Here is a 22,967-nt window from a genome sequence, read left to right on the forward strand (position 1 = left end):
CATCTTCTTAAACATGCTTCTAATACTCCCTCCAAGTTCGTTTCCTCGTCTTTCAAATTATAAAAACATCTATTTTGTATCTGATAAATCAATAGAGGTGTAGTAGCACCAACAAAATGCAAAACCCGGTTCCTTTACGAAAGAACCGGGTTTTTTAATTTATTTGAAAAGTAGTCAAATCTTTTTTTCATTATTTAACACTTTGAACACGGCCAATTTGTCCATCTTGTAAGCGAACTTTAATGCCGTATGTATGTGTTTCACTATGTGTCAAAATATCTTTCACAACGCCACTTACAGTTTTACTATAGTCATTATCCAATTGAATAACTACATGTGAACCAACTGAAATTTGTGATCTTGTTGGTTTCCCACCTGTTGCTTGTGTCGGTTTTTCTTGTTTTTGTGTTCTCTCCTGTTGTGTAGATTGCTGTTGCTGAGCCTTCTTCTCTTCTTGCTTGCATTTTTCTTCAGCGACTCTTTGTTGCTCTTCTTGCTTACGTTTTTCTTCTTCTACTCTTTGCTGCTCTTCTTGTTTACGTTTCTCTTCTTCTGCTTTTTGTTGCTCTTCTTGTTTACGTTTTTCTTCTTCTGCTTTTTGTTGCTCTTCTTGTTTACGTTTTTCTTCTTCTACTTTTTGTTGCTCTTCTTGTTTACGTTTTTCTTCTTCTACTTTTTTGTCTTCATCCACTTTTTGCTCATTTGGCGCGCCCTTTAACTTTTCTTCATTACCTTTACAAGCACTTAAAGCAATTACACATAAACTCATAAGTGCAAATAATAACAATTTCTTTGACATTTAAAAATCCTTCTATATACACATTACAAATCAATAACTTTCATAGCATAACAAAAATACAATCCTTTCTTTGTCAAAATTTGTCGTATATATTTATTTTCTACTAAGCACTGATACTACAATAAAAATGGAGATTATTATGTCGATTCTTGCAAAAAATACGTTCGTCTGCTAGTCAAGTAAACCTAATTCATAAAAATCTTCTTCTTATGTATGAAAGAACTTGAAGCAAAAAATGGAAAGAGGCTGTCTCAAGTATTTAGTGAAACCATTGAAAAAGCATTAATAATCCGAGATATTTTAATTAGCATAATCTATTACTTACGAATAATAGGAAAGGATCTTCCATCGAAAGATCCTTTCCTATTGCTCATCTAACTTAATAAATAAGTTAATTGCATAACGCTCTTCTAACTTTCCTTGCGAAGCTTAGTGGATCATCAACGTCTTCAATATTAACGTAAATCAACATACCTTCGCCGTGGATTAATTATTAACCCATAAGCTTGCCATAAATGCTGTTGGTTTGTAATAAAGTTTGATCAAAAGCATGCTACAAAAATTGATTTTTCAATATAAAAAAAACCAAATATTTCGAAAGAAAACTCGATCAAAATGCTTGTTTTTTTGTTGCTAGTGAATCATTTTTCATAAAAAAGTTTAATCATTTTTCTACCTGTGTTTGCTCAACAATCGCGCCCAATTGCGATATTATTAAATTGCTACCTTTTTTTCCTTTTCGGCCAAATAAAATTGCTTATGGCAATCAAAAGATCGATACCCAACACAAGTGTCCATACTTTTAGAAAGCCAGCCAACACTTCTGTTCGCGAAGAATCGTTAATTAAATAGATTAAGACAAATAAAATTCCGGCACCTATTAGAAAAGCAAGCACATGTTGTCCCCAGCTTTTAAAGTAGTGTTTTGCATAATCCATGCCAAATCTTTTAACTGGTTTCGCTCCTTGTTTCATCACATAATATTGAAAGCGTATATCAGCCCACTCAATCATACTCCTACCGAATGCGATTGAGATTCCAATATAAACAGCAGCTATTGCATGCACTTGGGTAGCGGTCGCACCACGATACAAGTCCACACCCGTAACAACTAATAAAATTAAATCAATAACAGGTGTTAAAGCTAGGAAAAACAATCCTAATTTATTTTTCTTAAGGATATATCGTGTGAGCAGACCTAAAGTTATAACAACCCAAAACCCTATTTCACAAGCAACGATCAACCACGCAATTACATTCACCCCAACACCCCCCTTGTACAACGCAATTACTCGCTTTTCCTTAACAGTACCACAATATGGTCCTTTAATGGAGTAACTTTATTGCATAGGATGGTTAATTATTTTGCATAGTTTTAGTACTTTCAGGGAATTCATAAGATGTAGAGATTGAGCCACTTAAATGAATGGCAGAAAGATAATTTTATTATTTATATTACAATACCTTAAGAGCTATGGAACAAATTCTTCAACTAAGCAGCTAATAGAAGCCTGGAGATTTTCCACAATCAGTAGCTCGTCGCTATCAAACTAAAATTTCATTTTAGGGAAGAATGTATTTCTTTACATGATAGCAATGGGATTTCTCCAGTATTTCGAACAAAAACCACACTAAGCACATTTTCATACAAAAAAGCCAATTTTTGTCCTACTAAGGATAAACCGGCTCATTGTAATTGATTTTGAAGGACTCGTTATATAAACTCGTCATTTTCATCAAAAAACATGGCTCTAGCTAATACATTTTTATTCGATTTTTGGTTAATAGAGACATGTGATTTAAATTATCCTTTGTTATATAGACCAGTCATTTGCCACATTTCTTTTTACATATATTTTTTTAAAAGAAGGTTTCCATTCTGAGAAATCCTCATAAACAAACGTTATGTTGTTACATATTTCCTCTGCAACTTCATACATATGTTTTATATCATTAGCCATAAATAATATAGCCCCTTTGCGTTGCGTGCTATCTATAATAGTTGGTATGGTATCGCCCTCTTTTACTACTAGATCAATTAATACGACCTCGGATATGTTAGTTAGCCCTTTATACTTGATTTCTTTTAAGCAACCTGGTTTTGGAATCAAGCTTAAAGACATAGCATGACATTTTGAAGGTACACATCTAAATTCATCTATAGTCTCAGTATTTAGCGCATCATAATAGTATCCAAATTGAGATATGCCAGTTGTTAGTTCCACCATCTTCCAGATGTTGCCCCCACCTATTCTAACTTGAGACTCTATAATTATTGGCTTATTTTGTTTGTCTAACTTTATTTCTGTATGAGTAATGCCATTTTCCATTTGCATGTCGTTCAAAAACATCATTACTTTCTCCATAATTAATTGTTTTTGAGATTCATCTATAGGTGCCGGCATAATCGTATAGTTTATTAGAAATGTATCTTCTTTACATACTTCAGCTGATATAGCAAGTATAGAATGTTTTTTGTTATAAGAAACGGTTTCAACCGTATAAACTATATCACCTGCAATATACTCTTCCACTAAAACAGGTAGTTGAATACCATTTTCTTCAATAAATACCCCTACGTCATCTCCCGAGTCTAGCTTACATACTCCTTTACCCCCTGCCCCAATCGGCGGCTTTATTATAACACTATCTTTTTTATCCAAAAATTCATTAATGTCTTCAGTATTATTACAAACTGTCGAATCTATCGAAAAGTCTTTACCTGCTAGAATTTCACGCATCATGTCTTTATTACGAGTTATCATATTAGCATTGTAAGAAGGTCCTTTAACATTAAAAATCTTTGCAATTATACAAGCCGTATCTAATGCTGTTTCGTTGAAAGATACAACCACATCAAAAGGTTTCTCTTTAAATAATTCTTCAGCATAGTATATAGATAAGGGTATGTTTGTTGTATCTATTTCTTTTTTATAGAAACATTTTTCTAAGATAAATCCATCAAAATATATGTGTCTAGCGTAAGATCCTATATAGGAAACAGTGTACCCACTGTCTAATGCATCTTGTATAGGCTTTGTCCATCCCCCTATAAATAAAATATGTGGTTTATTTTCTATGTCAGTTCCTTTTAATACCTTATGCATCAATATCAGCTCCCCTAAAATGAACTCGTATATTCAATGTCAGTTCCTTTTAATATGCCTCGTCTTAACAACGCCACTAAACACAATGTTGTTCCAAATCCCCCTATAAATAATGTAATTTGAAGCCCGAATATAGAAATTAAAAGTGCACTAGCAAAACTTCCCAATGCCCAAGCTCCCCAATTAAGCGTGCGCTGTACAGCATTTACTCGGCCCAGCATGTGATTTGGTGAGGCAAGTTGTCGTATAGTTGCGGCGTAAGGGCCAAATACACCTTCTCCCATACCATGTATAATACTTGCGGCTACTATACCGTAAATTGTTCCCATATATCCCATTATCGGTATAAAAGCCAAACCGGTAACTGATACAGTAGCGCTATAAATAAGCATTTTTGTATTATTAATTTGTTGACTTTTTTTCATGAGAACCGTATTACCTATTAAAAATCCGACCGCTGCTGAACCTACAACAAACCCTATTTCAATTTCAGATAGACCCATTACCTTATAAAGGAATATTACTAAAATACTATTTAGTATGTATTTAAAAAAACCGTAAACAGCACCACATGTCACAATTGGCTCTAATACAGGGTGTTTTTTGAAATATATCAGACCTTCATATATGTTTTGGTATATGGATTTTATATTTACGTCTTTTAAAGAACCCTCTGTATGCGGTTTAAACTTTGAAATAAATAATACAAACATAAAACAAACAAAATACGTTACTGCGTCAACAGTGAATGAACCTGTTAATCCAACTAGAGTAATGACGATTCCAGCTAGCATAGGACCAATTACTATAGAAAGAGACTCTGAAAGTGCTAGTTGAGCATTTCCTTTTTTTAAGTTGTCTTTATCTGTTACTATTTCTGGTAAGAAAGAAGGAATAGCGATGTTGTAAAATGTGGTGAATATTCCATTTAAAAACATGACAACTACCAATAAGGGGAACGTTATAATATTTGTTACAGTCAGTATGAATACTGATAAAAACAATACTCCTTGACATATACTACAAATTAGCAAAATATTTTTCCTATGAAAAATGTCTATTAAAGCACCGGCTACTAACCCAAAAATTAGATAAGGGACGAATATAACCCCACGAAGTATAGCAGCATTTGCTTCACTTGTTTGTAACACCTCTAATGCAAAAAGCGGCAAAGCTACTATTGTAAACTGAGTACCTAATAAACTTATAGACTGTCCTAACCAAAGCTTGTGAAAATCAAAATGATTGCTACCTTTCATAATATCCCCCCGTCAAATCCAGCTTTATAAATTATCAAGTTTGCGATATAAGTCAAAGCAGGCGAAACCTACCTTTCAACTAATGTCTGTACCACATAAAAATTCGAAACCTAATATAAAAACGATTTTAGTTTCAAATGATGACTAGATGTTTAAAAATCTTCTAGCTAATGAAAAGCTCATCTTCCGAAAGATACTTCCACATTCGTTTATAAACCAAATGGTATACTGATGTAATTCACTTGTAAGAATCTGATTGTGAATTAGTTTGTTTCGAATTCATTTTCCAATCGTATGTCACTTTGAATCACCTCCAGCATCAGTATAACCTTGAAGGCACGCTATTGTACGCATTTTGGAATGTAATAGCAAGATAACGAAGCTACGATGACGAAATGAATGGATTTAACCTTGTCATTGGAGGACATATTCACATGACAATTGATTAAAATAGATCATTCACTATAAAATAAATTTTTAGATAAACCAAAATAACATGCAAAAAACCCCTTCAAATTTGAAGAGGTTTTTAATATATAGAAATTAGCTTAAAGCAAAGATAACAACTCTTGAAGGGGGCATTTTTTTTATTCATGTTTATTGAGGAGCCTTTGTTTGAAGCAACTTTAACCCCATCCCAATAAAAATCAGTCCTGTTACTTTATTTAGAATCATTCCTACCTTTTGATTTCCTCTTAATTTTTTGGTGACATAGGAAGAGGAATAAGCAACAAATAAACACCACAATAGTCCAGTTACTGTAAAAGTAATTCCTAAAATGATAAAAGGTATAGGACCTGAAGCCTTTGTATCTATAAACTGCGGCAGAAACGCAATAAAGAATAAAGAGACTTTTGGATTCGTAAGACTTGTTAAGAGTCCTTGTAAATATATCTTTCTTTTGATTTACAACCGATAAAACTGATGGGGTGTACCATTCGTATCACGGAGCCAAAACTTACTATTGAATAAATAAAACCCCAGAAATCCAAAGGTCTCTGAGGCTTCCTTATATATTTAGCTCTTTTTGCTTTTTGTTTTGTTTATGTCTATACAGTAATTTTCGACTTATGAGAGAAATCAGTAATAAGATCAATATTAGTACGAAAAGTTGCATAAATGACAAATCAAAATATTTAGCACCTGTAACGATTAAAAGTGTAGAAATTGTGCCTTTTACAACGAAAAAAATAATAACCCATAATCCGCCTTTTTTCCAGTTCATTTTATATTACCCTTTCCTACATTTAAATTATTAAAAAAATTAGTGATAGTTTTTGAATGTGATACCTTAATAGAAATCTATTATATGAATATAAGAAATAGACTTTTTCATAAAATTCATGTCCAATTACATACGACGATTCCATCATAAATGAAAATGATATTCAGTGTCAATTTTATTGACTATTTGAAAACCTGTTTCTTCATCTTAATCTCTCTCCACTTTACTTCTTATAAGCAATAAACTCTTGTATTCAAACAAAAACACCTCCATTGCATTTGCACACTTTGTATGCGAATGCAAGAGGTGTTTTTTCATGTACCATCAGGTGCTTTATTTATTCGTTTAAGTTCTTAATACGTAGCTATTTTCTAGTACACGATAACTGGATCATACGTATTCAAACTATCATACACAGTTTTTGCAACGTTAGGAAGAAGGTTTACACAACCGCCTGATCCTCCTGTTAAATAAGCATTACTTCCCCAGTCTTTTCGCCAGCCGGCATCGTGGAATCCTTGACCGCTATTTGTGAATGGAACCCAGTAATCTACTTTAACTGCATAATCAGCTTTCCCTACTGCGCTGCCTCTTAGCGTATATGGTGTACGTTTGTATAGAACGTACCACACACCTGGTGATGTATCTTCACCCGTGCTATGTTTACCCGTTACTACATTTGTTGTAACGACTAGTTTGCCATCTTTATAAATCCAAATTTGTTGGTCTGCAATGGATACTTCTGCATATGTGTCTCCTATGCCATTATTCGATGTTGTTTTATAACCGATCCCTTCTTTCTCCCAACCATTCCCGTGAATGTTAGAAGCAGAAAGTGATTTTTCGCCTTTTTCAAAGGCTTGCCCAACTTGTTTTGTCTCTTTTTCCACATCTAGTGCCCAGCCGTATCCTTGTCCTTTTACTGATATAACCGAACCAGAATGTGTTTTAAAAGCGAAGTCTTTATGTAATGTAGATTTAGCCTTATTAATTTCAGCAACCTTATTCTTAATATCGCTCGCATCGATTGTCACTTTCATATCCTTTGACATAGAGGCATTTTGAATTAAATCTTTCGCTTTTAACGAATACACTTCATCCTGCACTTTATAATCAACAGACTGCGTAAGAAGATTTTGTAATGCTTTCTCTTCTTTTTTAATAATTGGATCGTCTTCTTTAATAGGTTGTATGTATGCAGACTTTAGATGAATTTCGCTTTTATGCTTCTGTTTATCGTAATCTTTTAGTAAACTCGCAACGTCATATTGTTTTCCATCAACACTCTTCGAAATTACAACTTTTCCTTGTTCAAGCTTCGCCATAGCATCTTGAGGTGCCTTTAATTTTTCATTCATAGACACGAGCTTTTCTTCTACAAGTTTTTTCATCGTTTCACTACGATACTGCTCTGCCTTTTTTGGTAGCAATGAATAATCTTTTTCCTTTGAAGAAGGGAAAAATGTCCACTGGCTTTTTAATAGTTTCTTAACTTGCGGCAAATCTTTTTCCGTCAGTTCCGTTTTTGTCTCTTTTTCATCTAAAATTTGTTGTTGATCAATATAAACTTTGTTTGCTAGTCCAGATGTTTTTAATTTCTGTATTGCCTCATCAGCGCTCATACCACCGACTTTTGTATCATTAATCGTAACATTAGAATTGAAGTGAGTTGCCTGATAATAACTCATTCCCCCAAGGAGAAGTGCAAGTACACCGCCACCTGCTGCGATAAGCTTCCAATTTGTAAAACGTTTTTTGGATCTTACCCGTTTTTTCTCAACTTCTTCAACAGATTCATTTACTGTATTGTTGTTCATCAATCTTTCCCCCGTATACATTAACGTCAATTGATTTTAAACCAAAACCATTGAATAGTGTACCTTATTTTTCCTGAAATTTCATTGTTTTTAACTAGGTTTTATCTCATTTAATCTATTAAAGTTAGATTTTTTAATAGAAAGATATATAAAGATATTAAATAACGCGAAAAAGGACCACATCAATCGAGTTATTATGGGACCCATCGCATTTTGAAGGATGATACTCTATAAACATTTTAACCTAGTAAAGTAATTTTTAGAAGGTCCAAGTTAGAGACAGGCAGCATAGAATATCTCTTATTTATGAAAAATATCCACAAAAAATGACCTACATGTAGACTCTTTTTTGTGAATATTTTAATGCCGCATATTTTATTAATTTAAATGCGAACCATGCTTCCTGATTGTCACCAGGTTTCACAACCTCTAATCTGCCTAACTAATTTCACCTTATGATATCTTTATCATCAACAATTTCAAGTTTCTTGAAAACTATTATATATGTTTATACCACGCTTTATTGATACGTTTAATCTTTACAGGTGTTGAATTTTTAGACTCATCCTTTGTTGTAACCCTATTATTAGAACATCCTGCAATAGTGAGACAGCATGTAGCCAATAAAACTAATACTATTAATTTCTTCAAATAGCCACTCCTATATAAGGGAAATATTATATTAAGAAAACTAAACATAACATCGAATCTTTATAAAAACAATATATTTCCTAGTTTTATTATCCGTTGGCAGATTAAAGCACACCTTAAGGAGCATGAATCCAATGTCTAATTTCCATTTTATCCGATTCTCAATGTTTATTCCAACATAAAAAGATAGCTATTATTGTTGAAAACTAATTATCTCTCAAAATGAAAAATATGAACTAAATCCCTATAATCCAATATAGTTTACTCAGCTAACTTTTCCCCTGTAACAATCCGAAACAAAATAGCTGCATTTTTTTCTTCTAATTGAGCGTACCGATTACCACCCGAGATGATTTCCACTGTATCCTTATTAGGGCTTATCCAAATTTGATACAACACAGCTTTCGCCTCTATTTTCGGATTTTTAAATTGAAAAATAAAATGATAATCAGCTGGACGAGACATTTCCACTTTTTTATTTTCAAAAATAGTATCCTTTAATATTTTCTTTACTTGCATCACTTCATTATTATCTGTCACTACCTTAAAATCTTCATATTCATTATCACCAATATCTTTTTGCACTTCAATTCTTTGCTCTTCATTTCCTAGTATATTTGAACAGCCAGTTACTATTAATATACAGATAATAATAAAAACTAAAGACACATTTCTATCCTTCATATGTCATAGCGATCCTATTAGCGGTCATCTCTTTTTGTAGCCGAGCTGAGAAGAAAATTTTAGCCATCATCGGGTTATGTTTTACTCTATTTAATACAGCAATTATTTTATTCTTCCTTTGGTTCGGTTACCATTTCACTTAAGTGAAATATAAATAAACTCCATAAGCTACAAATAAAATTAATAAAATAAAAAATACCGAGTATCGTGTATATCATCCATTTTAAGTTTGAACTTATATACTCCCCCTTCTGGCCTCCTAATAATTCCAGTATATAACAAAAAGCATTGGATACCCAATGCTTTTTCATACTTACTCGAATAAAGATGTATTCGCATATAAAGCTGGTGAACCACCTGAATGTACGAATAAAATATTGTCCTCTTTATTAAATGTACCTTTTCTAATTAAGTCGATTAATCCCGCTACTGCTTTACCTGTGTATACTGGATCAAGTAAAATACCTTCAGTTTTTGCTAACAGCTGCACTGCTTCCACCATTTCTGGCGTTGGTAACGCGTAACCTGGCCCTACATATTCATCAAAGCATGTAACAGCTTCGCGCGGGATAAAGTTTGGAATACCAACGTGAGCTGAAGTTTCATCTACAAGTTTTGCTACTTTCTCTTCTTGCTCTGCTTTTCCTCTACTTACGTTAATTCCGATTACTGGGATGTTACTTTGTGTTCCAGCAAAACCTGTAATTAAACCAGCGTGCATGCCGCCGCTACCGCTTACGCAAATGACTGAAATCAATTCCTTGATCAAATGATTGCGCCATAATTTCTTGCGCACAAGCAACGTATCCCATTGCGCCAGTAGGATTTGATCCACCAACTGGAATGACATATGGTGTATTCCCTTTTTCACTTACTTCTTTCGCAACCTTATGCATCTCTTCCATAAGATCTGCTCCGTTTCGTACAACAATGACATTTTCAGCACCTAGTAAATGATATAAGAAATAGTTTCCATTAAAGTCTGGCTTCTCTTCTGGCTCAAGCCCTTCTTCTAATACAAGAATACATTTCATTTTCTCTTTCACCGCAGCTGCCAGTGTTAGGCGGCAATGATTGGACTGAATACCACCAGCTGTAATTAACGTATCTGCACCCTTCGCCTGTGCATCCGCAACTAAAAACTCTAACTTTCTCGTCTTATTACCACCAGCTGTTAAACCAAGTAAATCATCTCGTTTAAAATAAATAGTCGGCCCACCAAATGCTTCTGAAAAATTGTTTAATTTTTCAATCGGTGTATATGACTCTGTATATTTTTTTCTCGGGAATTTAGCTAAATTCATGAATAACGCTCCTTTGTACTTCTTTCACAATGTATGTAACGTTACTATTATTGCATGTAAAAATGATGAAGTCATCTTTCTGGGGGAAAAATGTGTTGGAATTCGGCTTTGGTGAATGAAATTATAACTTCAATACGGTACATGAAATTTATATCAGCGATTCTTAACTTATATCGGCGATTTTCAAATTATATCAACGATTTTTGCAATATATCGACGATTCGACATGAGATATCGACTTACCGACAAAAATCGACAATACAAAAAGGCCCACTCTTTAAAAAGCAGGCCCTCTTCCAATCACTTATTTGCAGAAAAACGAAGTAGCTGTGTTAATCCTGGTTCTAAATTCATTTCGCCTTTATGGCGTACGTATACGATTTTGCCCCCGTCAAATTTTGGTGGGTTTCCTTGATTATAAGTATGCCACTCGTCCGTTCCTTCTATAGAGTACTCCATATATTCTGTTGCACCGACGATTACGTTTTTACTATCATCTGCCGTTACATTTGGTGCCATTTGTGCAATTTTCGAATCACTAATTAATAATTTCTTTATTTCCTTATCACGTTTGTAATCATAAGCTGTCACCATTACATCGCTACCATATGCTTTCACTTGCAACCCTTGTTTAAATGAATAACCATCAGGAGCAGTCTTCTCTCCTCCATTTGGTCCAGCTGACATCCAGCCCGTTTCAATCCCGCCCGTATTTACAACAGTAAATCCTTTTTTATCTCCGCCTGCAATTTTCTTTTTACCAGCCCAGTCCGGTAAGTTTAAATCCCAGTGCGTGTGACTCGTAAAGAAAACAACTTGTGGATAGTCTTTTAATATATCATACAACTTATCGACATTTAAATAATCTTGTAAGTACGGTGATTGTCTTGATCCAGACACCGTATCAGGTAAAACGTGATGAGAAAAAATGAAAATCGGCTTGTTTTTATCTTTTTGGCTGTACTCTTCTAAATTTTGTTTTAACCAACCTAATTGTTCATCACTCATATATACTTCATCCCACATTTTTGAATCGTGGTATTTCATATATTTTTCAGTTCCTAAAAATAGAAGCGGATAACCGTCTAATTCTTTTTTATGATATACCTTTTCTTGTCCGCTAAATTTCAGATAGCGGTTAAATAAAGTTTCCTCAGTTACACCATTTGGCCATGTACTTTGAGATAACTTCCCATCAGCTGTCCATTTACCAGCATAAAACTCATGATTCCCAACAGTTGACCATACATTCTCGGGATGCTTATTTTTGTTTAATACACGCTTCACATCATCATATTGGGACTGTTGTCCAGTTGGCGTTATATCCCCATTCATAATAAGCGCTCTAGAAAGTGGCGTTACTTTATTCATATCTTTTAATACGTGATCAAAGTCTCCTAAATCTCCTTGAATATCACTAATAACATTAAAAGTTGTAGCTGATTTTCGAACTTGCTCTTTCCCTTCCGCATGTGCTGAAAATGTCGGTAATAATGCCGTCATAACCACTAACGAAGCAACTGTCTTTTTCATACAAATTCTCCCCCTAATAATAGAATGTACAAACTGACATGTTCTGCCTTCTCTTAGGTGCTTGTCCAATTCACATTATAAGGAGGGATTGTAAAGATAGATGGAGTAAAAAGTTAAGTGTTTTTTAAGAGATTTTGTCGTTTTTTGCACTCCACAATTAGCGATTCACGCCAATCTAGCTTTCTAGCCTTTAACATTACATACATGTAAATTTTGATGTTAAATCTTTTCGTTTCATACGTTGTTTTTATTACTTTTAATTTTCGGGAAAAATCCACTAATTAATAGCGTTATAATCCATACCATTATTAGAATAAAATTTATTGTATTACCGGAATTCAAGCTGAAAACTCTCCACAAATCGGCAGCACAAAAAACGAGAACAGCAGTAATAATAAGTAAAAATGTCCTAACTACTAATTCGATGTAAGATTTCTTCTCTTGCTTAAAAATGAACGTTCTTCTACCTTTGTACAATCTAATCACAAACAGTAGCAAGTACATACCAAGTGCGGCTCCAATAACAATTGATGTAATGGAGTTATTTTTTCTCTGCTCAGCTAGAGCGAAGTAACTTTCAGGTAATTTTCCCGTTTCATATTCAATCCATGCGTGGTAAATATCCTGACGTAAGTCTATACCACCTTCACTATTTGTAAGGATTACCAATCCATCCTTTGTATTAGGAATGAAACCATAAAAAGAATGCCAGCCTCGATTGTCACCAGAATGATAAAGTAATTTCCATTGATTAGATAGTTTTTTTTCAAATATACCTAAACCATTCTCCCCTAATACTGGCTTTTGCATTTCCTCAACACGTTCACTTTTGATGACACCATTCCCTTTATTATTTGCATCCATGCTTGCAAGTATCAATGTCATCATATCCGTAACATTTGTCTTGAGACCTGCAGCAGCCTGTTCGGTAAATTGGTAACTAGGGACCTCCTCTCCAAAATATCCATAGACTTTCGAAAGATTAAGATTTTCAGGACGTTGTAAGAATGAGCTAGATTTCATTCCTAAAGGTTTCATAATTTGTTCTTCCATATAGCGATTAAATGGTATTCCGGTAACCTCTTCAATTACAAGTTGTAAAATTGTATATCCGCCACCAGAGTAAATTGTTTCTGAACCTGGTTTATTGGTAACCTCCACTGGTTCATTAAGCCATCCTTTTCCAAACAGAGACTCCTGGATAGAATCAAGATGTTTCCCTGGTGCAACCCCAAGGTATCCTTTATGTGCAGACAGCCCTGCTGTATGACTTAATAATCTTCTGATCGTGACTTCATTATTATTAAACTCTGAATTAGGTAATTTCCATTTGGTCAGATATTTTCCAACGGGATCATCTAGTGATAAACGACCTTCATCTACAAGATGTAAGATTCCCCACGCTGTAAGACTTTAGATATGGAACCAGCCTGAAACAAAGTATCATCACTCACCGCTTTTTTTGTCTTTTTATCTACATAACCATAGTTAAGTGTATAAGCAATACGCCCCTCATGTACAATTCCTATTGCAATCCCTGATACATTATAATTCCCCTGCCATTTTGGTACCTGTTCATCTAGCTTTTTTTGAAATCCTCTATACTCCTATCAGTCAACGTACCCGATTCTGCCCTCACCACATTTGTAAACCATGCTTCATTCGTAATCAATATACAAATGATTAAACATAAAATGCTTTTGCATATTATCGATACTTTTTGTCTATTCTTCATTTGTCCTACCCCTTTTTTCAGAATATTCTACTCATCGATCAGAGTATCCCATTCCAATATCCCGTTCTATCGATTTTTATTACTTAACCTTACAAAATTGTAATAAAAACCAAAGTAATACATACTTAAGGGTTTACTGATTTTTTATCCGAGGACAATGAAATTCATCAACAAGATAGACATGAAGTTATATTTATGATTTCAGTTAATCCCCCTAAAATACTAGTTCGGTTAATCAATTGGATATATTCCACACTACAAATATTCATTTTATAAAAAGAAGAACCCACACATTTTGATTAAAATGTGTGGGTTCTTTTGGCTTCCTTAAATTTTCATGAAGAAGATTGATTATTTTTTGTAGCTTACTAAAAAAATTTTGTTCAATTAACTAACAGAACAAGATTAAACACTTAACTCGTATTAGTAATTTTTACTGTTTCTGTTGATAAATATAAAAATACTGCCTAACACACTTAATGAAAGTGCAAAATATAACAACAAATCAGGTAGAAATTTCAAAGGAATAATATCAATTAATTGTAAAACAATAATGGCAAGGATACCTAAATATAGAATATTGTACAAAGCATTATTTGTTTTATATAGAATTGCTCTTCCTCTTTCGTCATTTGCTTCATCACTTGATTGAAATTTTATTACATACATCTTACTTATCACTATTAAACCAAATAACAAAATTTTTAACAACAACATATGTATCACTCCTCTAGATAATCAAATACGTCGGTTAACGACTTTTCAAATACATTTGCGATTTTAAAGGCAAGAATTAGAGAAGGGTTATATTTATTCTTTTCAAGAGTAGCGATAGTTTGACGACTAACTCCCACTCTTGTTGCCAGTTCTTCTTGGGTCCAACCTTTTTCTGCTCGACAAACTACAATTTTATTATGCAACAATAGCAACACCTCTTTAGATAATTGTAAATTATTTTTTACAAATTGTAAATTATTTCTTACAATATATTTTTAAAATTAAAAATCCTCATAAAAAAAGACATAAAGATTTCTCCCCATGCCTACTAATCTTCTACTTCTTTACTGTATGTACATAATGCGCTGTTTCAAAAACTTAATAAAGTGAGACTTTAATCAGTGGGGGTTTTCTTCATCCCCCACTGATTATCAGCCCTCACCAATCGGACTTTTATGGGCAGCCCGCCCCCACCTAACTTCTTTGCTTTCGCTGAATTTTGAGGTGGGGGTCTTACTGCCCATTAAAGCGGGATAAAAAAGAGAACTACTCTTCAAGCACTTCTCTCTTTCATCCAAACGATACATATAAAATAAATTATTAAAAATATACTATATAAACTCCATTTTACTATTCTATCGAGATTGAAATATGATACATCCAACTGAGGTAGTAAATTCAAATAAAAAAAACTACTACTTTTGCAGAAGAAATCTTCATTAAATTCAGATGTAATCATATTTGAATAGTAAAAAAACACTATTTTTTACTAAGAATCGCGTTTTTTTACGCTCGATTGTAATTAATATTTTTCAGTTAATAGATGTGTAGCGATATACCTATCAGTAATCTTTGTATTAACAGTTATGCGTAACTTCTAGCTCATTATTAGCATAAATTGTTCCGTAAGTAGCACAAAGTAACATTCCACCACAAACCTCACTACTCACTTGAAAGTTTATGTTATCTTCAAATGTATCTATACTATTAGGTCTAATTGTATCTACAAATTTTTTGAAATCAAGAACCGGTAAATATTTCGTTATGATTTCATAGCTTAATAAATTATCTTCATTATTAAATGCATTATATTTCTGAATTTCTCTATAAATCGGACTTGGACTATACGGATCATGTTGCAATTGTCCATTTTCATCTTCGAATTTTTTTATTTCTTCTTTTACTATATAATCTGGATAACCTTCACTACTTTCTTCTTCATCACCAAATTCCCAAAATGGATATTCTATATCACATAAATGCGTTATAATCCACATTAGAAATTGCTCATTTATAAATCCAACATTTGTTTCTAACTCTTTGAATCTATTACCATAATATTTTGTAGCTTTTTCTACCCTTTCTTCTTGAGTCATATTATCCGTCGCCCCTGTTATATCGCATCCATCTAAATCTATAAAAATGCTATTGAATTTACCTAAAATGCCTAAATCAACAGTTTTACTCCAGTATCCTTCACCATCATTATCGATTAGTATCCTAGTATCCTCCATTCTGCTTTGTTCGTTGCATAAGAAAAAGTGACTCTTTCTTAATAAGAATCACTTCCATTATTATATAACTTGTCTCTCATTAATCCTCAATTTCAATTCCAGCTTGTTTAAATGGTTCTAATACTTTTGGGTAACACATTGAAATATATTCCACTGTTTTTAGATTTTTTAAATTTTGAAACCCTTCAACAGATATTACATCAAATAAACCGTCTTCACCATCCCAATCTGGCTTTAAAATATGATAAATTTCATTTCCTCCATCAAAGCAAAGGGATTCAATCTTTTCCAAATCACTTGTTTCCAAAATTAACTCTTCTAAAAAAGCTCTAATTTCAACAATCGGGCCAGCTCCTGCATACCATTCAAAATGATTCGTATACTTATCTATTAAGTCTTTTAATTCTTTTAAAAATAGTGGCTCTTTATCTAATAAAGCTTCAATTACTACTAATTTAAAATTAAAATCTTGAAACATTTCACTCTTTCCCATTTTAAATTCCTCCAATGTTATAACATCCTTATCCAAATTATTATAAGTAAAACATATCCAATTGCAGCTTCTTTATTTCTTTCAATATCACATTAAAAAGGGATATGCTTAATTGCATGTCCACAATCGAGAAATGATACATTATACATATTTTCTTACTACTTATATTCTTTATATACTTACCTTCGCTTCTCTAGCATCCTGTTTCTTAATTAAATCTAAGTAAAAATGCGAGACAGTTGTGTTGTAATAAGGGGAAATGAATATGAATGATAGATTAAATGTAAACATGCCTATAAATGCAGTTAATAAAAACCAACCAATAAAAGATAACCAAAGAACAAATAACTTGAACTTATGTCCTTTCATTATTCTTTTACTCTCCCTTAATGCTTCACTTGCTGTATAATCCGGATTCTCTATTAAAATGTAATATGCCATTGAATAAGAAAAATATTTAATAATACCTGGAACAATTAATAACAGACTCCATAAAAATAGAAAAATAGCCTGCAATACTCCTAATTTCATTGCTCTAAACAAATTGTTCTTCCTAAACCCTACAAATACATCGTCCACCTTAGCATCTTCATTTTTACCTAAGCGTAAGGTGAAAACAGAATACCCATAATTAAAGATATCTTGTATGACACTGTAAATAAAAAAACAAATCAGTCCTATAAAAAAATAACTTAGAATAAGTAAAACTAGTGCTGTTGGATCTACTTGCGGCTGCCCACCAATTGAATAAATAAAGAAAACATCCAAACCAATTACCCCAATAAACAGGCCAAGTATTAAATATATAAAACTAGCGATTGCTGATGCACTTAAAGTTGATACAAAATAGTATAACGCCGATCCCCCTATACTTACTCCCCATTTCCCATCTAACGAATTAAGTGCTGCTTTCTTTAAATTTCTTATCAAACTTACATCCTCCCTTTTTCCATATTTTATCCAATAGAAATTTTACAAATAAAAGAACTTGTAGCAAGCCCCACTACAAGTTCTTTTAGCTAAACATTTTAGCTTATCCAAACAAAATATAATTTCTACACAATCGGGGTTAATTTCTAAAATATGGTTTATTAAAATCATTATATAACATAATTGTTGATTTTTGTTGAATATTCTGTTTCTTTATACAAAGACACCCCACATTCTTCCTGATATTCATTTAGATGTAGTAACTCATGTAGCAATATACCTATCATTATCTTTTTCAATAAATCCCATCCTCTTGTTTTCCAAAAAAAAAAGACACAGAGATTCCTCCCCATGCCTACTAATTCCTTACTTCTTCACCGCATGCACATAATGCACCGTCTCAAAAGCTTCTAAATAATCATTTCGTCCTTCAAAATATAATGTATTTATGTCCTCTGGTGATAAGTGCTCATAAATGAGTAAGCCCGCCTTCTCTAATAGTGCTTCCATTTCGGTATAAGAAAAACATGATTTCATCGGTTCTCCGCCTATTGTAGCCATTTTCACCATATTTTCAACTCGATTGGACAGTCCCTTTTCTGTAAATAAGTTTTCATCTGGATAATCGAAAACGATAGAGCTCCCTTCTGGAACCATCGCAAATAGACATTCTATTAAACTAGAAAGTTCCTCTTTCGTTAAATAATACGTTACACCTAATAGACTAAAGAACGTCTTTTTATTTTCAAATCCTTCATTCCGTAACTGTTCATAGGAAAATCCTTTCGTGAAATCCATCGAAATAAAATGAAGATTATTTGGAACTTCAAGTTCTGCTTCTTTTATTCTCTCCTTCTTAAACCCTTGTGTAGAAGGATGATCCACTTCAAATATTTCTATATTACTCTCTAATTCTCGGTGTCTAAAACTAAATGTATCTAATCCCGCACCGAGTATAACGTATTGTTTCGTTCCCAGCGTAATCTCGTGTAGTAATACTCTTTCACAATATGCCGCACGCGCTAAAGGTGTTGGTGATAATTGCACTTGTGTAATCCATTTTAATATTTCTTGTGGATTATCTTGAAACTGCTGTGCAATGTCTGTATTGAAAAAATGTATTCCTTGAACCATATTCATTTCAATGTCGTTATGTTCTTTTTGAGAAATGAACTCTTTAGCTACATAATCATCAAAGATTTTCGGATTATCAAATTCACTATGATATGCCCTTCCGAAAGCTGATACTAACGACGTTATACTTGCTTCACCTTTTTTCACGTACATACACTCCTTCATTTTCACAACAAAAATAGGGTTCCCCTGGCCAGGAGAACCCTATTATACACTTTATTTTTATATTGGTAAATTATATCATAAATAAGTTTTTTTGTAAAGTTTTTAGCCTACTATCACTCCGACACTTTGTATATTCTCTAGCAGGAAAATTGTCGATTCACACAGAATATTCCAGACTATAACAATACACATGGAGGCCAATATGAAACGATTCGTCATTATTACAGTAGGAAAAACACACAGCGGAAAAACTACATTTGCAAAAGCTTTAGAAAAAGAGTTACCCCACTCTTTCGTTATGGATCAAGATAACCAAGCAGAATTTATTAACGCGCATTATGAAAAATTACAACCAGCTGAAGGCGCTAATACATTTAAGCACGGCCTTTCAAAATTCATTGTTGATTATGCGAAAGAACATACGAGTTTACACCTTATTATTTGTAATTCCAATCGCAGTAAAAACGGACGACTATATTTACTAAATGAATTATTTCCGCCAAATGAATATGTACGCATACTCGTTCATTTTGACATTCCAGATGATGTACTTTACGAAAGAGTGGCTCGAAGCACGCGAAGTACGAATATTTTTAGAGGTAGCTACTCTAGTTTCAAAGAAGTACTCGATCGGCAACAAGCTGAATCATTTCACGAGGATGTCGTGGATCCTGTAGAAAACGAGGCTGATTATTTGTTTGTAATTCGTAATAGCAAAGATGTAAACTCTACTATAGAAGAAATTGTTCATCTAGCTAAAGTATTCTCCCCTACCCCAAAATAAAAGAATTTAAAAATTACATAATGATAGATTATTATGCAAATACTTCCTCTGGGCGCCGCACATGGTATATAATAATAAAATAATCTACTTATATATGCTCAATTTTACACAAAACAGTTCATGCATATGAAAGAAAAGAGGTACAAAAATATGAAAACAAAACAAACAATCGCTGCGTCTACACTAGCTTTAGCGATGATGGCTGGCGCAAACTCTGCTCATGCGGAAGTAACTGATGCTACTCCTCAGCAAAGTACGGGAGATCGATTAGCTGAAATTAAACAACATAAACAAGAGTTAGATGTGAAATTGCAGCAACACAAAGAAAACGTGGATCAAACATTGAATGAACTTAACAAAGTTAAGGAAAATGTTGATACGAAGGTGAATGAACTACACGAGCGTAAACAAGTTGCCGATGAAAAAATTAACGAAATTAAGCAACGTAAAGAAGAGTTCGATGCAAAACTTCAGCAAGATAAACAAATCGCCGAAGATAAAATCGCTGAAATAAAAGAGCATAAAAAACAAGTAGAAGATAAAGTTGCTGAAGTGAAAGAACATAAGCAAAATATCGATAATAAGGTTAATGAGATTAAAGAACATAAACAAACTGTCGATGAAAAAGTGAATGAAATTAAGCAGCATAAAGAGAACATCGATCAAAAGGTTAATGAACTTAAGGAAGTTAAAAAACAAGTCGATGAAAAGTTAGCTGAGTTAAAGAAAGCGAAACAAACTGCTGAGGACAAACTTGCTGAGCTAAAAGAAAACAAACCGAATACTGGTAACACGTTAGAGGAACTTAAGAAAATTAAAGGTAATTTAGATAGCCTTTCCGCTAACTTAGAACTAGCTAAACAAGATGTGAAAAACAAACTAGCCGCATTACAAGAAGCTAGACAAGATTTAATCAATAAAATTAACGAGATTAAGCAATCGAAACAAACTGTTTCAGACGATTTATCAAAGAAAAAACAAGACTTAGATATTAAAATCAACGACTTTAAACATACTGAGAAAAAAATTGATGACAAATTAGCTGAGTTACACACAACTAAGCAAAATGTAGATAACAAGATCAACGAAGTATCTCAATCGAAACAAACAGAAACAAAGACTGGTACTACAAATGCAAACAATAATGCTAGAGAACTTCCTAATGCTGGTAGTGAGCAATCAAATAATATGGCTTTAGGTATGTTATCTGTATTAGGCGGCGTTTTATTAATTGCGCGCAATAAAATTAAAACGTTATTCTCAAAATAAAGCCATTATACTTATTAGAAATAATTATACAAAGGCCAACCGCATGTACGGTTGGCCCTTTTTCTTTATATTAATTGTCCATCTCTTAGCGTCAATATACGATCACATACATCAAGCATTCTTTCATCATGTGTAATCATAATTGCTGCTTTTTGGCTCTCCTTCACTTCACGTTTCATCATTTCCACAACTTCACGTGCGCGTTTTGAGTCTAAGCTTGCCGTTGGCTCATCCGCTAATATTAAATCTGGGTTATTCATGAACGCACGAGCAATTGCTACCCTTTGTTTTTCCCCACCAGATAGTTGATTTGGATAATGATTCTTTCTTTCTCCTAATCCAAATGCCGCTAATAAATGATCTGCACGCTTTTCGGATTCTTGTTTACTTTCTTTTTTCAGCTTAGCAATGTAAAGTAACTGTTCCTTCACATTTAAATATGGAACAAGATTTGCAAACTGGAAAATGAAGCCGATTTTTTTCAAACGAATGTCTGTCATTTCCTTTTCTGATAACTTCGTAATATTTTGCTCACGAATGTAAATATCCCCTTTTGACGGTGATAATAGTGCACCCGCGATTGATAATAACGTACTTTTCCCTGATCCAGAAGGACCGACGATTCCGATAAATTCTCCAGCTTTTACATCAAGCGATATCGGATGAAGGGCTGTTACTTCCGTATTCCCTTCTCCATACACTTTACTTACTTTGTCTAGTTTTAATAATGAAGTCATTACATCCCGCCTCCAATTGCTTCTAGCGCATCAACTTTTAATACTTGGTATAACGAAATAAGTGTTCCTAAAATACTAATGACGATAAAGATTGCTGCATATTGTGCAATCATCGGTGTTGTTAATAAGAACGGCATACCTGCTGGTAAAATTTGTTCTAATCCTTGTACAAGAACGATACTGATTACCATCGCAACGACTGATAAGAATAACGCCTGCACGACTAAGCTATTTGCTAAATATGAGTTCTTCGTACCAATTGCCTTTAATACACCTAATTGCTGTGTTTTTTGCAGTGTAATGACGTAGAAGAATACACCGATTAATAACGCAGCGATTACAAGTAAGAATGCAATGATCATCGTTAACGTTCCTTGCTCTTCTTTAAACCCTGGAATACTTTGTAGTACTTCTTTTTTATCAATAACGTGAGTATTTTTAATTTCTTTATCTGTATTCAGCGCAATTGCACTATAATCTTTTTGGTTCGGTTGTGAAATAGACCCCCATACGTCTTCATTTACATAAACGACTGGTGTATGGCTAAACATTTGATCTTTCGTAAATCCGACGATTTTAAATTCTTTCTTTGAAACAGGATCGATAATTGTATCCCCAATATCGATTCCTTTTTCTTTAATTGATTCATCAGCAACCATTTCATTGTTTGCTGTACCTAATTTCTCACCTTTTACAATGTTCGGTTCCAAAAATGTATCGCGTTCACTTGAGAAAATAGCGATATCAACCTTTTTTGAACTATCTTTCTTTTCATATGTTGAAACTTTCACGCGAAACGGAACGGCCTCTTTCTCGCCTACTTGACTTACTACGTTATCTACATCGTCTTTCTTAATTTGTGAACGAAGTAATTTATTTTCCGCATCATCCGCTAAAACGAACTTATTTGCCTCCATATTTTGAATCGATGAAGCATTATCATATGATAATCCATTTGCTAATCCTGAAATCACAAGGACTAAAAATGATAATAAAACCATGATAAGTCCGATTAATCCATATCTTAATTTTGATTGTTTCAATTCACGCAGAGCTAAAAACATTTCGCTCGCTCCTTCCTCTTTCTTTCTATGCACTTATCATAAAAAA

General features: G+C 33.4%; 18 protein-coding genes and 4 pseudogenes. 2 read left to right on the plus strand and 20 right to left on the minus strand.

The genetic code is table 11. From position 1 onward, the window contains the following. Window positions 1-190: 190 nt before the first annotated feature. The 18 genes and pseudogenes from PDQ33_RS08010 to PDQ33_RS08095 form a co-directional block, all read right to left on the minus strand. Window positions 191-799, minus strand: coding sequence for a YwbE family protein (locus tag PDQ33_RS08010; protein WP_270782907.1), 609 nt, complete (start codon window positions 797-799; stop codon window positions 191-193). Between the two features lie 391 nt (window positions 800-1,190). Beyond that, window positions 1,191-1,268, minus strand: a pseudogene (locus PDQ33_RS08015) (DUF1259 domain-containing protein); the annotation flags it as partial. A gap of 253 nt (window positions 1,269-1,521) precedes the next feature. Next, window positions 1,522-2,061, minus strand: a complete 540-nt coding sequence (locus PDQ33_RS08020) for a hypothetical protein (RefSeq protein ID WP_270755713.1) — start codon at window positions 2,059-2,061, stop codon at window positions 1,522-1,524. A gap of 552 nt (window positions 2,062-2,613) precedes the next feature. Beyond that, complete coding sequence (locus tag PDQ33_RS08025; RefSeq protein WP_061130621.1) at window positions 2,614-3,906, minus strand: ATP-grasp domain-containing protein; 1,293 nt, start codon at window positions 3,904-3,906, stop codon at window positions 2,614-2,616. Between the two features lie 14 nt (window positions 3,907-3,920). Further along, a complete protein-coding gene (locus PDQ33_RS08030; protein WP_061130620.1) occupies window positions 3,921-5,165 on the minus strand; it encodes an MFS transporter in 1,245 nt (414 codons plus the stop codon). A 597-nt stretch (window positions 5,166-5,762) separates the two neighbouring features. Then, window positions 5,763-6,065, minus strand: a pseudogene (locus PDQ33_RS08035) (LysE family translocator); the annotation flags it as partial. Window positions 6,066-6,174: 109 nt separating this feature from the next. Next, the gene (locus PDQ33_RS08040; RefSeq protein ID WP_001104100.1) at window positions 6,175-6,390 is read right to left on the minus strand and encodes a hypothetical protein; all 216 of its coding nucleotides are present in this window, start codon (window positions 6,388-6,390) and stop codon (window positions 6,175-6,177) included. A 371-nt stretch (window positions 6,391-6,761) separates the two neighbouring features. Beyond that, complete coding sequence (locus PDQ33_RS08045) at window positions 6,762-8,207, minus strand: L,D-transpeptidase family protein (RefSeq protein WP_061130619.1); 1,446 nt, start codon at window positions 8,205-8,207, stop codon at window positions 6,762-6,764. A 912-nt stretch (window positions 8,208-9,119) separates the two neighbouring features. After that, window positions 9,120-9,542 (minus strand): hypothetical protein, encoded by a 423-nt coding sequence (locus PDQ33_RS08050; RefSeq protein ID WP_000654992.1) that lies wholly within the window; start codon window positions 9,540-9,542, stop codon window positions 9,120-9,122. Between the two features lie 313 nt (window positions 9,543-9,855). Continuing rightward, a pseudogene (locus PDQ33_RS08055) lies at window positions 9,856-10,846 on the minus strand (D-cysteine desulfhydrase). 300 nt (window positions 10,847-11,146) lie between these two features. After that, window positions 11,147-12,379: a DUF4073 domain-containing protein gene (locus PDQ33_RS08060; RefSeq protein ID WP_061130618.1), complete on the minus strand. Its 1,233-nt coding sequence runs from the start codon at window positions 12,377-12,379 to the stop codon at window positions 11,147-11,149. Between the two features lie 196 nt (window positions 12,380-12,575). After that, a pseudogene (locus PDQ33_RS08065) lies at window positions 12,576-14,114 on the minus strand (serine hydrolase domain-containing protein). A gap of 423 nt (window positions 14,115-14,537) precedes the next feature. Next, window positions 14,538-14,831: a hypothetical protein gene (locus PDQ33_RS08070; RefSeq protein ID WP_000925446.1), complete on the minus strand. Its 294-nt coding sequence runs from the start codon at window positions 14,829-14,831 to the stop codon at window positions 14,538-14,540. A 5-nt stretch (window positions 14,832-14,836) separates the two neighbouring features. After that, window positions 14,837-15,037: a helix-turn-helix transcriptional regulator gene (locus tag PDQ33_RS08075; protein ID WP_000903050.1), complete on the minus strand. Its 201-nt coding sequence runs from the start codon at window positions 15,035-15,037 to the stop codon at window positions 14,837-14,839. 651 nt (window positions 15,038-15,688) lie between these two features. Next, window positions 15,689-16,345 carry a hypothetical protein gene (locus PDQ33_RS08080; protein WP_270755711.1) on the minus strand — a complete coding sequence of 219 codons (657 nt, stop codon included), beginning with the start codon at window positions 16,343-16,345 and terminating at the stop codon, window positions 15,689-15,691. Between the two features lie 79 nt (window positions 16,346-16,424). After that, the gene (locus tag PDQ33_RS08085; protein WP_061130617.1) at window positions 16,425-16,838 is read right to left on the minus strand and encodes a DUF6892 domain-containing protein; all 414 of its coding nucleotides are present in this window, start codon (window positions 16,836-16,838) and stop codon (window positions 16,425-16,427) included. Window positions 16,839-17,009: 171 nt separating this feature from the next. Next, a complete protein-coding gene (locus PDQ33_RS08090; protein ID WP_270755709.1) occupies window positions 17,010-17,768 on the minus strand; it encodes a DUF975 family protein in 759 nt (252 codons plus the stop codon). Between the two features lie 366 nt (window positions 17,769-18,134). Next, window positions 18,135-19,055: a class I SAM-dependent methyltransferase gene (locus PDQ33_RS08095; protein WP_061130614.1), complete on the minus strand. Its 921-nt coding sequence runs from the start codon at window positions 19,053-19,055 to the stop codon at window positions 18,135-18,137. A 214-nt stretch (window positions 19,056-19,269) separates the two neighbouring features. Here PDQ33_RS08095 and PDQ33_RS08100 point away from each other — a divergent pair, with 214 nt between their 5' ends. Beyond that, window positions 19,270-19,851, plus strand: a complete 582-nt coding sequence (locus tag PDQ33_RS08100) for an AAA family ATPase (protein WP_061130613.1) — start codon at window positions 19,270-19,272, stop codon at window positions 19,849-19,851. A 150-nt stretch (window positions 19,852-20,001) separates the two neighbouring features. Continuing rightward, complete coding sequence (locus tag PDQ33_RS08105) at window positions 20,002-21,120, plus strand: LPXTG cell wall anchor domain-containing protein (RefSeq protein WP_061130612.1); 1,119 nt, start codon at window positions 20,002-20,004, stop codon at window positions 21,118-21,120. A 65-nt stretch (window positions 21,121-21,185) separates the two neighbouring features. Here the strand turns inward: PDQ33_RS08105 and PDQ33_RS08110 are convergent, their stop codons facing one another. Both PDQ33_RS08110 and PDQ33_RS08115 read right to left on the minus strand, forming a co-directional pair. Further along, complete coding sequence (locus PDQ33_RS08110; RefSeq protein WP_000202587.1) at window positions 21,186-21,857, minus strand: ABC transporter ATP-binding protein; 672 nt, start codon at window positions 21,855-21,857, stop codon at window positions 21,186-21,188. Continuing rightward, window positions 21,857-22,921 (minus strand): ABC transporter permease, encoded by a 1,065-nt coding sequence (locus tag PDQ33_RS08115; RefSeq protein WP_061130611.1) that lies wholly within the window; start codon window positions 22,919-22,921, stop codon window positions 21,857-21,859. The genes PDQ33_RS08110 and PDQ33_RS08115 overlap by 1 nt, the downstream gene beginning before the upstream one ends. Window positions 22,922-22,967: the final 46 nt, after the last annotated feature.

This window comes from Bacillus cereus group sp. Bc031, from assembly GCF_027716265.1.
GTDB classification, from domain to species: Bacteria; Bacillota; Bacilli; order Bacillales; family Bacillaceae_G; genus Bacillus_A; species Bacillus_A paranthracis.